The organism is Marinobacterium sedimentorum (genome assembly GCF_024267675.1).
GTDB classification, from domain to species: domain Bacteria; phylum Pseudomonadota; class Gammaproteobacteria; order Pseudomonadales; family Balneatricaceae; genus Marinobacterium_A; species Marinobacterium_A sedimentorum.
Genome location: NZ_JALDYX010000020.1, coordinates 18,204 through 32,536 on the forward strand (window position 1 = coordinate 18,204; position 14,333 = coordinate 32,536).

Below are 14,333 nucleotides of genomic sequence, written 5' to 3' on the forward strand. Positions count from 1 at the left end.
TGAGAATAAAATGGCCGAGCAAAACAAGCCTTTCAGTCGTGGAGTCGTCGCTGACGCCGCCTCAGTGCAGCCGTTCCCCAAGTCCCGCAAGGTGTACATCGAGGGTAGCCGACCGGATATTCGCGTACCCATGCGCGAAATCTCGCTGGACGATACCCCCACGGGTCTGGGTGGCGAAAAGAATGATCCGCTCTATGTCTACGATACGTCCGGTCCCTACACAGACCCGGATACGGCAATCGACGTGCGCAAGGGCCTGCATCCGCTGCGCGATGCCTGGATCGAAGAGCGTAACGATACCGAATTGCTGGATGGCATGACCAGTGACTACGGCCGCATGCGCGAAGCCGATGCCAGCCTCGATGAGCTGCGTTTTGAGCTGACCCGCAAGCCGCGCCGCGCACGCCCCTTGAAAGACGGCCAGGCCGGTAACGTCACACAGCTGCACTATGCGCGCAAAGGCATCATCACGCCGGAGATGGAATACATCGCCATCCGCGAAAACATGAAGCTGGCCAAGTCCAGGGCCGAAGGCAATATCGTCGCCCAGCAGCACCCGGGCCACAGCTTTGGTGCCCGCCTGCCGGAGGAAATCACGCCGGAATTCGTGCGTACGGAAGTGGCCGAAGGCCGCGCCATTATTCCGTGCAACATCAACCACCCGGAACTGGAACCGATGATCATCGGCCGCAACTTCCTGGTGAAGATCAACGGCAATATCGGCAACTCGGCGGTGACTTCCTCGATCGAGGAAGAAGTCGACAAGATGACCTGGGGCACCCGCTGGGGCGCCGACACCATCATGGATCTGTCCACCGGCAAGAACATCCATGAAACCCGCGAATGGATACTGCGCAACTCGCCGGTGCCCATCGGTACCGTACCCATCTACCAGGCGCTGGAGAAGGTTAACGGCGTGGCCGAAGACCTGAACTGGGAAGTGTTCCGTGACACCCTGATCGAACAGGCGGAGCAGGGGGTGGACTACTTCACCATTCACGCAGGTGTATTGCTGCGCTACGTGCCCATGACCGCCAAGCGCATGACCGGTATCGTCTCCCGCGGCGGCTCCATCATGGCCAAGTGGTGCCTGGCGCATCACAAGGAAAACTTCCTCTACACCCACTTCGAAGACATCTGCAAGATCTGCAAGGATTACGATGTGTCCTTCTCCCTGGGGGATGGCCTGCGTCCGGGCTCGGTCTACGATGCCAACGACGAAGCCCAGTTTGCCGAGCTGGAAACCCTGGGCGAACTGACCAAGATCGCCTGGAAGCATGACGTGCAGGTGATGATCGAAGGCCCGGGTCATGTACCCATGCACATGATCAAGGAGAACATGGACAAGCAGCTGGAGGAGTGCCATGAAGCACCTTTCTATACGCTGGGGCCATTGACCACCGACATAGCGCCGGGTTACGACCACATCACCTCCGGTATCGGTGCGGCCATGATCGGCTGGTACGGCTGCGCCATGCTTTGCTACGTCACACCCAAGGAGCATCTGGGGCTGCCGAACAAGGATGACGTCAAGACCGGCATCATCACCTACAAGATCGCCGCCCATGCCGCCGACCTGGCCAAGGGCCACCCGGGTGCGCAGATCCGCGACAACGCCATGTCCAAGGCGCGCTTCGAGTTCCGCTGGGAAGACCAGTTCAATATCGGTCTGGACCCGGATACAGCCCGTGCCTACCACGACGAGACCCTGCCGAAGGAGTCCGCCAAGGTGGCACACTTCTGCTCCATGTGCGGACCCAAGTTCTGCTCCATGAAGATCAGCCAGGAAGTGCGCCAGCTGGATGACAGCCAGATCGCGGCCATCAATCTGGAAGCGGAATCCGGCATGCAAGCGAAGTCGGAAGAGTTCCGCGATACCGGCGCCGAGATCTACCACAAGGTGTAACCGATACGCCCGAGCAATGAACAAGGCCGGTTGCCCGACAGGGTGCCGGCCTTTTTTCGTTAATCCCGTCTGAACCTTGGTTCCGGTCGAGCCGATACGCCATGGGAACCTTTATTATCAATATGTTATCGTTCGACCTGTGGGCGTAAATCTGCCCGGTCTTTGTCGACGCAACTGACACTCAATGGGGCATTTACGATGGCGGTTGGTACTTTCTCCGCGCTGGACGGCATTCTGGTCGTGATCTGCGTGGCCATCGTGGCCATCATGCTGCGGGCCGAGATCCGTGACGCGCCCTACTGGCGGGCCACCGTAACCCCGCTGGCCTCCATTATCGGCAGCGGCTTTCTGGTTGTGGTTCCGCTGCTGGCCAGCATTACCGGCACCCTGGCCGTCTTCGCCATTATCGGCATCGTGCTGCTGTCGTTCTGGCTGGGAGCCGCCATACGCTTCAATATCCTGCACGATGGGCGCAACCCTGCCGCGCAAACGGATGCCTTTGCGCGGCCACTGGAGCGTCTGTCGGACCTGGCGCTGGCCGGCGCCTATGTCATCTCGATCACCTTCTACATTCGCCTGATGTGCGGCTTTGTTCTCACAGGTGTCGATACCTACACCCCCTTCAACGCGAACGCGATGGCGACGCTGGTGCTGTTGTTCATCGGTATCTACGGTGTATGGCGCGGACTGCATGGTCTGGAGCGACTCGAGGAGTACTCGGTCACCATCAAGCTGGCCATCATCGCCTCGCTGCTGGTGGGTCTGGCGACCTACGATGTCGGTAACGGCTACGACCTGTCCGGGCTGCCTTTGCCGCAGACCTCCATTTGGGCAGGCCTCCAGCAACTCGCTGGCATGCTACTGATCGTGCAGGGATTCGAGACGTCTAAATACCTGGAATCGTCCTACGATGCGCCGCTGCGGGCCCGTTCGATGCGCCTGGCACAGGTTGTGGCCGGCATCATCTATATCGCCTTCGTCGCGCTGGCCATGCCGCTGATGGCCCCCTTCGCACGGATGGCGCCGAGTGAAACGGCCATCATCGACCTGTCCGGCAACATCACCCTGGTTCTGCCCTTCATGCTGGTGGTGGCGGCAACGATGAGCCAGTTCAGTGCCGCCATCGCCGATACCATAGGCGCCGGTGGCGTGGTGGAGAACGAGACCCGCAGACGCCTGTCCGCGCGGTGCACCTACCCGGTCATTGCCGTGCTGGCGGTGGTGCTGATATGGATCAGCAACATCTTCGAGATCGTGGCGCTGGCGTCCCGGGCCTTCGCGTTCTACTACATGCTGCAGGCGGTTCTGGCGGCCCGCCTGGCCGCCAAGGTCAGCAGCGGCCGGCGCCGTCAGTGGCAGCTGGGTTCCTACTCAGCCCTGGCACTGGTGTTGCTCAGCATTGTGCTGTTCGCCAAGCCTGTAGCCGCATGACGGTGTCGGCAGAGCCGACGCATTCAGGATAAACCCAGGAAAAAACCGAAAAGAAACCGGTCGCATGCCATGCCCAGATTCTGCCGGGCCTGCGGGCCAGCCTGATTGGAAAAGGGGGATCAGTCCCCCAGTGGCTGGCTGTCGTCGTGATCCCGGTACGCCACCAGATGGTGCTTGATGCGGCGCACGTTCTCCAGCGCCCCTTCGCCGATGGCGATGGCAAGTTCCGATGCCAGTACGTCGATTACCGCCAGCAGGGCATAACGCGAGGCGGTAGGCTGATTCACAAAGCTTTTCTCTTCGGGGATATCCACCGGCAGCAGAATATCCAGATGAGCACAGAGGGGGGCGTCGGGCCGGGTCATGCCGATCACGGTGGCATCATAGCCGCGGGCGATATCGCAGGCGTTGGCCAGATCGGCGAAGCGCCCAGAGGTGGAGATGGCGAGCAGTACATCACCTTTCTTCAGTGTTGCGGCGACCATCTGCAGCATCTGACTGTCCTGATAGGCATTGACCGCCAGGCCGAGTCGAAACAGCCGGTGTTCGACATCCTGCGCCACTATGGTGGCGCCGCCGCCGCTGCCGAATACGGCAATGCGCCCGGCGTGCTGCAGGGCAGTGACTGCCTGCTGGATTGTTTCGCTGTCCAGCAGCGCCAGCTGCATTTCCAGTGCCTGCTGGGCGCGGCGCACCACCTGCTCGGCGGCTTCCGAATGGCTGCCGGACGAGGTTTGCCCGGCCAGAAAACGTACTCCCACGGCGCGTGCCTGGGCCAGGTGAACCTTGAACTCGCGCAGGTTCTTGAAGCCCAGCTTGCGGCAGAACCGCGTCACCGTGGGCGTGCTGGTATCGGACCACTGTGCCAGTTCGGTAGTACTGGCGTGGACTGCGCGATCGACGTCGGACAGGATAACCTCGGCCAGACGCTGATCCGCCTTGCTCATGGCATTGGTATTGTCCTTGAGAGCGGACACTATGTCGGGGGCTGCCGGTGGCGTCATGATGGGGTTCACCCTTCCTTGATAGTCAGCAATGGGTCAGTAGCGCGCCGCCGCACCGGGTCTGAAAGCGATCCGGTGGAGTATAACACCGCTTCACAAACCCCCGCGAGCCGGGGCCTTCGCCTGGGTCATGGCGCGCCCCCCAGGCGCAGGCGAGGCGAATATTACTGCGGATCCTTATAGGCCGTGACGTCGATTTCCACCTTGGCATCTACCACCAGCGGTGACACCACGGTGGAGCGCGCCGGCGGGTGGCCCTGGAAGTATTCCTTGAATACGCCGTTGAAACTCCAGAAATCCCGCGGGTCGTCCAGCCAGGCATTCACCTTGACCACGTCTTCGAGCCCGTAACCGGCTTCTTCCAGTATGGCTTTGACATTCTCGATGGCCTTGCGGGTCTGGGTCACGATGCCGCCTTCCACCACCTCACCATTTTCCAGCGCGACCTGGCCCGAGACAAACAGAAAGCCACCGGCTTTGGTGGCCTTGGCAAAAGGCAGTTCCTGGCCACCGGCTCCCTGACCTGCAAGGCGGAATCGTTCGATAGGCATAAATGTACTCCTGAATAAAGTATGAAGAAAATCTTCTCTTTTTTAAATTTGCAGTTGATTTTTACCCTCTTCACGGTCATATTTCAATCACAAAATGAAGATTGTGTTCATAAATAACAAAAACAGAGGTCTCCTTATGAGCCGGTGTCACAGGCTGAGCAGCAGGCTCAGCGGCAGAATCAATCTGCTGAATCAGAGGGTTGTCGGTGTACTGATGGCCGTGCTGCTGCTGGATGTGTGGATTGCGGTGCTCGACCGCTACCTGCTGCACTGGCAGATCAGCTGGGTCGAGGAGCTGGCGCGCTACATCATGATCTGGGCGATCCTGCTGGCGGTGCCCTGCTGCACGGCGGGGCGTGAACATATAGGCCTGTCGACGGTGGTGCAGCATTTGCCGGCGCCATTGCAGCGCGGCCTGAGAATCCTGGTGGATCTGTTGTCGCTGCTGTTTTTCGGCTACCTGGCCTTCTCCGGCACTGAACTGGTGATCAAGGGTCTGCAGCAGGTCTCCACGGTGTTTGGGCTGCCGATGGCCTATCCCTACGGCGCTATTCCGGTGGCCTTCGGTCTGGCGGCGCTGCAAAGCCTGCTGGCGCTGCTGCGGGACTGCGGCACGGATGCGCTGGAGCCCGCGGCTGATTCGCAAAAGGCACTGCAGCTGCAATAGCAGAGACAGTTTGTGCAGCACTGCGGCCTCAACCCATGGCGGCCGCAGTGACCCATAACAACAATACAGAGGAGTGACGCAATGACGATCGCCCTGATTCTGGTGGTACTGCTGATTATCGGTACCCCCGTAGGCGTTGCGCTGGGCCTGGCGGGCCTGGCCGGCATGTTTAGCATCGGCGGGCTGCATTTTGCGTCGCTGGCGCCGGCCAAGGTCTTCAACGGCCTGAATATCTTTCCCTTCCTGGCCATGCCGTTCTTTATTCTGGCCGGCGAAATCATGAACCACACCGGCATAACCTCCCGGCTGGTGCAGTTTTCCCAGGCGCTGGTCGGTCATTTTCGCGGTGGTCTGGCGCATTCCAACATGGTGGCATCGGTGTTCTTTTCCGGTATCACCGGGGCGGCCACCGCCGATGCCGCCGCCTTCGGTCGTACCCTGGTGCCGGCGATGGTGGAGCAGGGCTACAGTCGCCCTTACGCCTGTGCCGTTACGGCGGCGGGTTCCATCATAGGCCCGACCATTCCGCCATCCGGCCTGATGGTGGTGTATGGATCCCTGATGGGGGTATCCATCGGCGGTCTGTTCGCCACCGGCATTCTGCCGGGTCTGCTGATCTGCCTGGTGTGCATGGCCATTATCGCCGTCTTCGCCAAGCGCAAGAATCTGCCCAAGGCAGCCCAGCGCGCATCGCTGCGCCAGCTCCTGGGTCACTTCAAAGGCTCGCTGCTGGCGCTGCTGATGCCCCTGATTATCCTGGGCGGCATTGTCAGCGGCATCGTCACACCCACGGAAGCGGCCTCAGTCGCGGTGGCCTATGCACTCTTTATTGGCTCGGTGGTGTATCGCAACCTGAGCTTTGCGGCCCTGTTTCGCATGCTGATCAGCACGGCGCAGATTTCGGCGGTGATCTATCTGATTATTGGCGCCGCCTCGATCTTCGGCTGGTGGCTGAGTTTCAACCAGATTCCGCAGTTTATCGCCACCTTTATCAGCCAGCTGTCGGATAACCCCAGCGTGATCCTGCTGCTGATAATCGGTCTGCTGCTGGTGGTGGGCATGATCATGGATATCAACGCCATGCTCATCATCCTGGCGCCGGTGCTGGTACCCCTGACCGAGCAGATCGGCATGGACCCGCTGCACGCCGGCATCATCTTCGTACTGGCGCTGAATATATCGCTGATGACGCCTCCGGTGGGCGCCTGCCTGTTTGTGCTGTCGTCGGTCACCGGCGAAAAGCTGGAACGTATTTCAGCTGAGCTGATGCCCTTCCTGATAGGCCAGCTGATCCTGCTGATGTTTCTTGCCTTTACCCCTGAAGTCACGCTCTTCATCCCGCGTTTGCTGGGTTACTGAGCAGGCTTGAATCCTGCGGCTACGGCCATTTATCCACCTGAAACCAAGAGATACTGTCGATGAAAAAAATAATCACCTCCATCGCCGCCACATCCCTGCTGGCCACTTTGGTCGCCATGCCCCTGACGGCCAACGCCGAAAAGGTGCTGCGCTTCGCCCATGACAACAAGGCGGACATGCTGGAGAACCCGGCCCATGCCTTCACCGGCGTGTTCAAGAATATTGTTGAAGCCGCCAGCAATGGCGAGATCAGGGTCGAGATCTACCCCAGCAATCAGCTGGGCTCGGCGAAGGAGCATATCCAGATGGTGCGGGACGGCCAGATCCAGGGCACGCTGTCGTCTACCGGCGCCCTGGCGGGCTATTACCCCCGTATAGGTGTGCTCGATGTGCCTTTTGCGTTCAACAGCAATGCGTCCACCTATGAAGTGCTGGACGGCAGTTTCGGCAAGGCGCTGGCGGAGGATATCGACGCCAGCCTCGGCGACGTCAAGGTGCTGGGTTTCCCCGATACCGGTGGTTTCTTCTCGGTGACCAACTCCAAGCGGGCGATCAACACCCTGGAAGACTTCAAGGGTATTCGCATTCGCACCATGACCCTGCCGACGCACCAGAAAATTATTCAGTCACTCGGTGGCGAGGCCTATCCACTGGCCTGGGGCGAGGTTTATTCCTCCCTGCAGACCGGCGTTATCGATGGCCAGATGAACCCGATTCCCACGGTGACCTTCGCCAAGTTTGACGAGGTGCAGGAATACCTGACCCTGACCAACCACCTGTTTGCGCCCTATACGCTGATGCTGAACAAGGCCTTCTACGACGATCTGACCGACGAGGAACGCAAGATCATCCATTTTGCAGCCCAGTCGGGCATTGTCGCAGGCAGAGGCCTGTCCCGCGTGATCGAGGCTTCGGAGCGCGGTCTGGAGGGGCTTAAAAAGACCATGAAGGTCAACGCACTGTCTGCAACCGAGCGCGACCGTTTCCGCGAGGCGACCCAGCCGGTGGTCATTGAGGATATTCGCCAGGCGCAGGACGGCAAGGGCGTTGAACTGCTGGACCTGTTCCTGAGTGAAACGCAGCAGGCCAACGAAAAGCTCTACCTGAACTAAGTCCCCAGGCCCCGAACCTGTGTTCGGGGTCAACCTCTCGAGGTGTTTTATGCGAGTTTTTGTAGCCTCTCTGGCCACCGAGACCAATACGTTTTCGCCGGTATTCACGGATCTGGCGTCGTTCAAGGAAAGCTTTTATGCCCCGCCCGGCGAGCATCCGGCCACGCCGACGCTGTGCAGCGCACCCTTTATTGCCTGTCGCGAGAAAATCCCCGCGCTGGGCTGGGAGCTGATCGAAGGTACCGCCGCCTGGGCTGAACCCGGTGGCCTGGTGAACCGCAGCACCTACGAGCTGCTGCGTGATGAAATACTCGGTCAACTCAGCGCCGCCTTGCCGGTTAATGCGGTGATACTGGGGCTGCATGGCGCCATGGTGGCCGACGGTTATGACGACTGTGAAGGTGATCTGCTGGCGCGGGTGCGTGCCCTGGTGGGGCCGACGGCGACCATCGCCGCAGAGTTCGACCCCCACAGCCACCTGACGGCCAAAAGGGTCGAGCAGGCCGATATACTGCTGGCGTTCAAGGAGTTTCCCCACACCGACTTCGTCGATCGTGCCCGGGATCTGGTGGATCTGGCGGTGCGCCATGTGCAGGGGGAGATCAAACCGACTGCATCGGTATTCGACTGCCGGATGATCGAGGTGCTGCCCACCAGTCTTGAACCCATGCGCAGCTTTGTGGACCGTCTGCATCAGCTGGAGCTGGACCCGGCCGTGCTGTCTATTTCCGTTATCCACGGCTTTATGGCCGGTGATGTACCGGAGATGGGCACCCGGCTGCTGGTGATTACCGACAACGATCAGGCCCGCGCCGACAGCCTGGCGCAGTCTCTTGGCATGGAGCTGTTTTCGTTTCGAGGCAAGACCCGCCCGCCCTATGTCGCCCCTGAGCTGGCGATCGCACAGGCACAGGCCTCTTTGCTGCGGCCGGTGGTCATAGCCGATGTCTGGGACAATCCCGGCGGTGGTGTGGCCGGGGACTCAACCCTGGTGCTGCAGAAAATGCTCGACATGGGCGTGCGGGATGCGGCGGTGGGCACCATCTGGGACCCAATGGCGGTGCGCTTTTGCGTGGCGGCGGGCGAGGGCGCGAAGATCAAGCTGCGCTTTGGCGGCAAGGCCGGGGACAACGCCGGTGCGCCCATGGATGCCTGGGTGGAGATCCGCAAGGTGGTGCGCGATGCCGTGCAGAGCTTTGGCGACAGTGTGGTGCCGCTGGGGGACAGTGTCTGCATACGCCTGGCGGATACCGCGATCGATGTGGTGCTCAACAGCAACCGCTCCCAGGCCTTTGCGCCGGACCTGTTCAGCAACCTGGGCATAGACCCTGGGGCCAAACCGATCCTGCTGATCAAGTCGACCAACCACTTTTACGATGCATTCGCCGCCATCAGCCAGCACATTATCTACTGTGACGCGGGCGCTCCGTATCCGAGTAATCCCGTCACCAACGATTACCGCAAGATGACCCGCGCGATCTGGCCGATTGTCGAGAACCCGCATGAGTTAATAGACGCCGCAAGGGAGACATGCTGATGCTGTACCCACAGCTGGACACGCCCTGCGTGTTGATTGACGAGGCGATACTTGAGGCCAATATCCGCGCTTTTCAGGCCTATTGCGATGAACACGGGCTGCGGGTGCGCCCCCATATCAAGACCCACAAGCTGCCCTGGGTCGCGCACAAGCAGCTGGACGCGGGGGCTATTGGCATTACCTGTCAAAAGGTGGGGGAGGCCGAGGTCTTCGCGCAGGCGGGCTTTGACGACATCCTGATCAGCTACAACATTATTGGCAGCGCCAAGCTGGCCCGGCTGCTGCAGCTCGCAGGCCAGGTTAGGACGCTGGCCGTGGTGGCCGACAGCGAGGCAGTGCTGCAGGGGCTTTCGGCGACCTTCGCCGGCAGCGATCAGAGGCTGGATGTGCTGGTGGAGTGTGATACCGGCGCCGGTCGCTGTGGTGTGCAAAGCCCGCAACAGGCGGCGCAGCTGGCGGCGCTTGTCGCACGCCTGCCGGGCCTGCGTTTGCGTGGGCTTATGACCTATCCTGCGGCCTACAGCGAAGCTGTGGTGCAGCAGTGGTTCAGCCGGGCGGCTGCGCTGTGCGAGCAGCAAGGACTTGCGCTTGAGGTGTTCAGCAGTGGCGGCACCCCCAGCATGTTGCACGCCCATGAAGCCCCCATCGTCAATGAGTACCGCATTGGCACCTATGTGTATCAGGATCGCTCCCAGGTAGGCGTCGGCGCTTGCCAGCAGGCGGACTGTGCGCTGACGGTCATGACCACTGTGGTCAGTGTGCCTGTGCCGGGACGGGTGATCGTGGATGCCGGCAGCAAGGCGCTGACGTCGGACCTGCTGGGGCAGGACGGTTACGGCCAGGTGGTGGGTTATCCACAGGCGCGTGTCAGCGGGCTCAGTGAGGAGCATGGCATACTGGATTTCTCCGCCTGTAGCCAGGCGCCGGAGGTGGGTGAGCGGCTGCAGATCATTCCCAACCATGCCTGCCCGGTCTCCAACCTGTTTGACGAGGTGCACTTGTGCCGTGACGGCGAGTTTCGTCGCACCGAGACGGTTCAGGCACGCGGCAAGGTCTGTTAAGGAGCTCGATGGTGAACAAGGTTTACGACATTATCGCTCTGGGGGAGACGCTGCTGCGTTTGACGCCACCCCATCTCGAGCGGCTGGATCAGAGCGCAGGCTTCGATGTGCAGGTGGGCGGTTGCGAGTCGAATACCCTCAGTGCCATGGCACGGCTGGGGCTTAATTGTGCCTGGTTGTCGCGTCTGCCGGAGAACGAGCTGGGTGATCGGGTCCGGCAGGCACTGCGACAGCACAATGTTGACGTGCAGCATGTCAGCCCCGGGAGCGACGACCGGCTGGGGCTGTATTTTTACGAGCCGGGGCGGGCACCCCATCGCAGTCAGGTGATCTATGACCGTGCCGATTCGGCCATGGCGCGCATGCAGCCCGCCGAACTGCCGACGGCGCTGTTCCAGCCGGGGCGGGCACGCCTGTTTCATACCTCGGGCATCACCCTGGGGCTGTCGGAATCGGCCTGCGCCACGGCGCAGCAGGCGCTGCAGCTGGCCCGGGAGGCCGGCATTCCCTGCAGTCTGGATATCAATTACCGCCAGCGCCTGTGGTCGCCACAGCGGGCGCGCCAGTGCCTGGAGCCGTTGCTGGGGCAACTGGAACTGCTGCTGGTGGCGGAGCGGGATATTCAGGCGCTCTGGCCCGGGGCCTGGGATGCCCATTGCCACGAGCACACGCTGCGCCGCTTTCAGCGCTGGGCGCCCAGCAGCCTGCTGATCATGACCCGCGGCAGTGCCGGTGCAGCCTTGCTGACGCCGTCCGGCGAACTGTATCAGGCCGATGCATTCCAGGCTCAGGAAGTGGAACGTCTTGGAGGCGGAGATGCCTTTGCCGCCGGCTTTCTCAGCGCCTGGCTGGCGGGCAAATCCCATTCCGAGGCGCTGCGCCAGGGGGCGGCGGTGGCGGCATTCAAATATGCAACGCCCGGGGATATTGCCTGGATCAACCGCAGCCAGCTGGATCGTCTGCTGGCCGACCCTGCAGCGACGGGGTTGTGTCGCTAGCCCGGTGACAGGCCCTGAATCACTGCAGCCAGGTCGTGAAAGCAGGGCTCTGTTGCAGTGTATTCAGGCTGATGCTGTAGCTGTCACCGTCTTCGGTATGGCGCAGGCGCATAAGCTGGTAGCCGTTGTCGGGGCTGAACCAGAGCAATGTTTCCTGGCTGGCATCGTTGTCGTGTTTGTTCAGCCGCAGCGTGTTGACGCTTTTTCCTTTCAGTTTCAGCCTGTCCCTGCCAGCAATGTCAAAACGGTAGTCCTTGAGTTTGCTGCGGCTGACGAAACGGTAGCGGTAGTTGCCACTCTGGCGGGCCAGGTCCTGCTGCAGCTTGAGCTGATAGAGCAGGGGGTCGAGGGTGCCGGGTGTAATACCGATGGCGTGCTGGCCCTTTTTGTCGCTGTAGGTCACTGTCTTGCCGGCGGCATCAAAGCGCAGCTCGTATTTTTTCGAGATCCCCAGTATCGACTGATTGTAGCGATACAGCTCCGGGGTCCAGTGGCCGTTGGCATCGCGGCTGAAGGTGCTGCTTTCCTCGATATGGGCGATCGAACCGCTGGCGCGGGACTCGAACACAAAACGATCGTTGCCCAGCGGCGTCAGGGTGCGCACCAGCGCCAGATCAAAGCCCTTGTACTGGGCGCCGTAGCTGGTGGTCAGCAATGGCTCGGTGGCCTGGGCGCGGCCGGCGCAGAGCAGTACGAGCAACAGCAGGGCCGGGGTCATGCGTTTGAACATCCGATCAATCCTCCACAGAGTCTGGCTCAGCTATAAGGTACCGCCAGTGTACGGCAAATGAATGTCAGCGCCTGTCGTGTTCTGCATATGGTTCCAGGCCTTCCTTTCAGTCTGCTTTCAGAGAACGCACCTAGACTGGCTGCACCGGTTCTGGCTGGCGTAGACAATTTTTGATGAGGTGATGACGATGAGCAAACAGCGTGTAATTTCCAGGGGACCAGGTGCAGGCCTGTTCGGCTTGGCGCTGGTGTTGTCCTTTGCGGCCCAGGCCGAGGAGCCCCAGGTGATCAACCTGACCCAGACGGGATGCCAGTTCGTTGAAAGCGAAAATGGTGTGGATCATGGTTACAGCACCCGCAGCATGGCCGACTGCGAAGCGATCAATGCAAAATCCGGCGAGGAGCGCCTGGCGGGGGCCATGCCGCTGCACCTCAAACCGGGTCATTATATCTTCAGGGTCAGTAACGAGAACGTGCCCTATGAACTGGGTTTCTGGCTGCGCGGCGCAACTCTGGTGGATCGTGCCCTGCTGCCCAGCGTATCGGGTGGTGGCCTGGCCCAGGGTACGACCCGCGACTATGAGGTTGAGCTCAAGCCCGGCGAGTATCACTATTCTTGCCCGCTGAACCCGACGCCGAACTACAGCCTGGTGGTGGACGGTTAAGCCGCGAACTCCATGCCTCAGCGCTGAATTGGAAGTCGCTATGCGAAAAAAATTACGAAAGGCTGGAATCCGCTGCTATATTTCCATTGGTAAGGGAATTCGGTAAAAACTGAAATATTTCAACGCAGGCTTTGCCGATTTTTACGCTGTCTGTAATGGACAGCAATGGTCAAACGCTGGAGAAAGACGCAGGGAGAGGCGACGGTTCTGCTGGAGAAACCGGTTATTGTCTGCATGATTGCGACAGGGATGTCGCGGTTTGTGCTAAATCCCTGGCAGCTCCTGCCGTACCCTGTTTGAACTCAGATGACTCCCACCCGCTGCAAGGCTCCCAATCCTCCGGCAATGCGTCTTACGGGATGCTGTCTGGTTCCCGAACGCGCTATGGCCCTGAGCGGCAACTTGTCCACAGACCTGATTCTCATCACCTGGCGGTAATCTGTGCGGAGGCGCTGGGCAGCACGGCGGGCGAAATGCTAGGCTGCGCGCTTTCGGGCTGATATGGATTTCGATTCCCCATGGCGGATTTACTTGGCTGGCAGTATGCCCTTATCGGGCTGATTTTTGTCTGGAGCGGCTTCGTGCGTTCAGGCTTGGGGTTTGGTGGCGCGGTGCTGTCGCTGCCGTTCCTGTTGCTGATTCTGGATGAGCCCCTGGTGTTTCTGCCCCTGATTGCGGTGCATCTGCTGGTGTTCTCCAGCCTGATTGCCTGGCAGGGTTACAGGCGCGTGCAAGGGGAACGTGACGACAGCTCGCAGGGCAATATCGACTGGGCCTACCTGAAAAGCTCTCTCAAGGTCATGATCATTCCCAAGCTGATGGGGGTCTTCGGGCTGCTGACGCTGCCGGCGGACATCATGACCAGCATTATTTTTGCCATCGTCATCGTCTATGCCGTCGGCTATGTGCTGGACCGGCCCTTTCGCAGTAACAACCCCTATGTGGACAAGCTGTTTCTGATGCTCGGCGGTTATGTCAGCGGCACCTCCCTGATCGGTGCACCGCTCATAGTAGCGGTCTATGGCACCCATGTGGCCAAGCATCAGCTACGCGATACGCTGTTCGTACTCTGGTTTATTCTGGTGGTCATCAAGATGACCTCCTTCCTGATCGCCGGAGTTGATCTGCAGCTGATACATCATCTCTGGCTGCTGCCCTGCGCCTTTATCGGTCACCTGATCGGCGAGCGCTTTCACCGGGCCCTGGTCACGGCCGAGACGCCACTGTTCTTTCGCGTGCTGGGAGCGGTGCTGATTCTGGTCAGCCTGATGGGCATGGCGCGCAGTTTCGGGCTGCTGTGAACCGGTTCGCGC

At 60.5% G+C, this 14,333-nt stretch carries 13 protein-coding genes; 10 read left to right on the forward strand and 3 right to left on the reverse strand.

Features of this window, described 5'->3' with window-relative positions; genetic code table 11:
- Positions 1 to 10: 10 nt before the first annotated feature.
- Complete coding sequence (gene thiC, locus MRS74_RS15795) at positions 11 to 1,906, forward strand: phosphomethylpyrimidine synthase ThiC (protein ID WP_254581240.1); 1,896 nt, start codon at positions 11 to 13, stop codon at positions 1,904 to 1,906.
- Between the two features lie 198 nt (positions 1,907 to 2,104).
- The gene (locus tag MRS74_RS15800) at positions 2,105 to 3,337 is read left to right on the forward strand and encodes an Aq_097 family APC-type transporter (protein WP_254581241.1); all 1,233 of its coding nucleotides are present in this window, start codon (positions 2,105 to 2,107) and stop codon (positions 3,335 to 3,337) included.
- 119 nt (positions 3,338 to 3,456) lie between these two features.
- Here MRS74_RS15800 and MRS74_RS15805 read toward each other — a convergent pair whose 3' ends face one another.
- Together MRS74_RS15805 and MRS74_RS15810 are read right to left on the reverse strand one after the other, a co-directional pair.
- A complete protein-coding gene (locus MRS74_RS15805; protein WP_254581242.1) occupies positions 3,457 to 4,341 on the reverse strand; it encodes a MurR/RpiR family transcriptional regulator in 885 nt (294 codons plus the stop codon).
- Between the two features lie 164 nt (positions 4,342 to 4,505).
- Positions 4,506 to 4,892: a RidA family protein gene (locus tag MRS74_RS15810; protein ID WP_067293133.1), complete on the reverse strand. Its 387-nt coding sequence runs from the start codon at positions 4,890 to 4,892 to the stop codon at positions 4,506 to 4,508.
- A gap of 136 nt (positions 4,893 to 5,028) precedes the next feature.
- Here MRS74_RS15810 and MRS74_RS15815 point away from each other — a divergent pair, with 136 nt between their 5' ends.
- From MRS74_RS15815 to MRS74_RS15840, 6 genes are all read left to right on the forward strand, one after another.
- Entirely contained in the window at positions 5,029 to 5,559 is a 531-nt protein-coding gene (locus MRS74_RS15815) for a TRAP transporter small permease (RefSeq protein WP_254581243.1), read from the forward strand.
- Positions 5,560 to 5,640: 81 nt separating this feature from the next.
- A complete protein-coding gene (locus MRS74_RS15820; RefSeq protein WP_254581244.1) occupies positions 5,641 to 6,918 on the forward strand; it encodes a TRAP transporter large permease in 1,278 nt (425 codons plus the stop codon).
- A gap of 59 nt (positions 6,919 to 6,977) precedes the next feature.
- Positions 6,978 to 8,030, forward strand: a complete 1,053-nt coding sequence (locus tag MRS74_RS15825; protein WP_254581245.1) for a TRAP transporter substrate-binding protein — start codon at positions 6,978 to 6,980, stop codon at positions 8,028 to 8,030.
- 49 nt (positions 8,031 to 8,079) lie between these two features.
- Positions 8,080 to 9,567 carry a M81 family metallopeptidase gene (locus tag MRS74_RS15830; RefSeq protein ID WP_254581246.1) on the forward strand — a complete coding sequence of 496 codons (1,488 nt, stop codon included), beginning with the start codon at positions 8,080 to 8,082 and terminating at the stop codon, positions 9,565 to 9,567.
- Positions 9,567 to 10,628, forward strand: coding sequence for a D-TA family PLP-dependent enzyme (locus MRS74_RS15835; protein WP_254581247.1), 1,062 nt, complete (start codon positions 9,567 to 9,569; stop codon positions 10,626 to 10,628). The genes MRS74_RS15830 and MRS74_RS15835 overlap by 1 nt, the downstream gene beginning before the upstream one ends.
- 8 nt (positions 10,629 to 10,636) lie before the next feature.
- Positions 10,637 to 11,626 (forward strand): sugar kinase, encoded by a 990-nt coding sequence (locus MRS74_RS15840; protein WP_254581248.1) that lies wholly within the window; start codon positions 10,637 to 10,639, stop codon positions 11,624 to 11,626.
- 19 nt (positions 11,627 to 11,645) lie between these two features.
- On the opposite strand, the gene MRS74_RS15845 is transcribed toward MRS74_RS15840, so the two are convergent.
- A complete protein-coding gene (locus MRS74_RS15845; RefSeq protein ID WP_254581249.1) occupies positions 11,646 to 12,356 on the reverse strand; it encodes a DUF3108 domain-containing protein in 711 nt (236 codons plus the stop codon).
- Between the two features lie 187 nt (positions 12,357 to 12,543).
- On the opposite strand from MRS74_RS15845, the gene MRS74_RS15850 reads away from it, so the two are divergent.
- A complete protein-coding gene (locus MRS74_RS15850) occupies positions 12,544 to 13,020 on the forward strand; it encodes a hypothetical protein (protein ID WP_254581250.1) in 477 nt (158 codons plus the stop codon).
- A gap of 518 nt (positions 13,021 to 13,538) precedes the next feature.
- Complete coding sequence (locus tag MRS74_RS15855) at positions 13,539 to 14,321, forward strand: TSUP family transporter (RefSeq protein WP_254581251.1); 783 nt, start codon at positions 13,539 to 13,541, stop codon at positions 14,319 to 14,321.
- The last annotated feature ends 12 nt before the right edge of the window (positions 14,322 to 14,333 follow it).

Bases quoted from the DNA above. Each gene is read 5' to 3' on its own strand.
- thiC (WP_254581240.1), top strand. From the start codon at position 11: ATGGCCGAGCAAAACAAGCCTTTCAGTCGTGGAGTCGTCGCTGACGCC.
- MRS74_RS15800 (WP_254581241.1), top strand. From the start codon at position 2,105: ATGGCGGTTGGTACTTTCTCCGCGCTGGACGGCATTCTGGTCGTGATC.
- MRS74_RS15805 (WP_254581242.1), bottom strand. From the start codon at position 4,341: ATGACGCCACCGGCAGCCCCCGACATAGTGTCCGCTCTCAAGGACAAT.
- MRS74_RS15810 (WP_067293133.1), bottom strand. From the start codon at position 4,892: ATGCCTATCGAACGATTCCGCCTTGCAGGTCAGGGAGCCGGTGGCCAG.
- MRS74_RS15815 (WP_254581243.1), top strand. From the start codon at position 5,029: ATGAGCCGGTGTCACAGGCTGAGCAGCAGGCTCAGCGGCAGAATCAAT.
- MRS74_RS15820 (WP_254581244.1), top strand. From the start codon at position 5,641: ATGACGATCGCCCTGATTCTGGTGGTACTGCTGATTATCGGTACCCCC.
- MRS74_RS15825 (WP_254581245.1), top strand. From the start codon at position 6,978: ATGAAAAAAATAATCACCTCCATCGCCGCCACATCCCTGCTGGCCACT.
- MRS74_RS15830 (WP_254581246.1), top strand. From the start codon at position 8,080: ATGCGAGTTTTTGTAGCCTCTCTGGCCACCGAGACCAATACGTTTTCG.
- MRS74_RS15835 (WP_254581247.1), top strand. From the start codon at position 9,567: ATGCTGTACCCACAGCTGGACACGCCCTGCGTGTTGATTGACGAGGCG.
- MRS74_RS15840 (WP_254581248.1), top strand. From the start codon at position 10,637: ATGGTGAACAAGGTTTACGACATTATCGCTCTGGGGGAGACGCTGCTG.
- MRS74_RS15845 (WP_254581249.1), bottom strand. From the start codon at position 12,356: ATGTTCAAACGCATGACCCCGGCCCTGCTGTTGCTCGTACTGCTCTGC.
- MRS74_RS15850 (WP_254581250.1), top strand. From the start codon at position 12,544: ATGAGCAAACAGCGTGTAATTTCCAGGGGACCAGGTGCAGGCCTGTTC.
- MRS74_RS15855 (WP_254581251.1), top strand. From the start codon at position 13,539: ATGGCGGATTTACTTGGCTGGCAGTATGCCCTTATCGGGCTGATTTTT.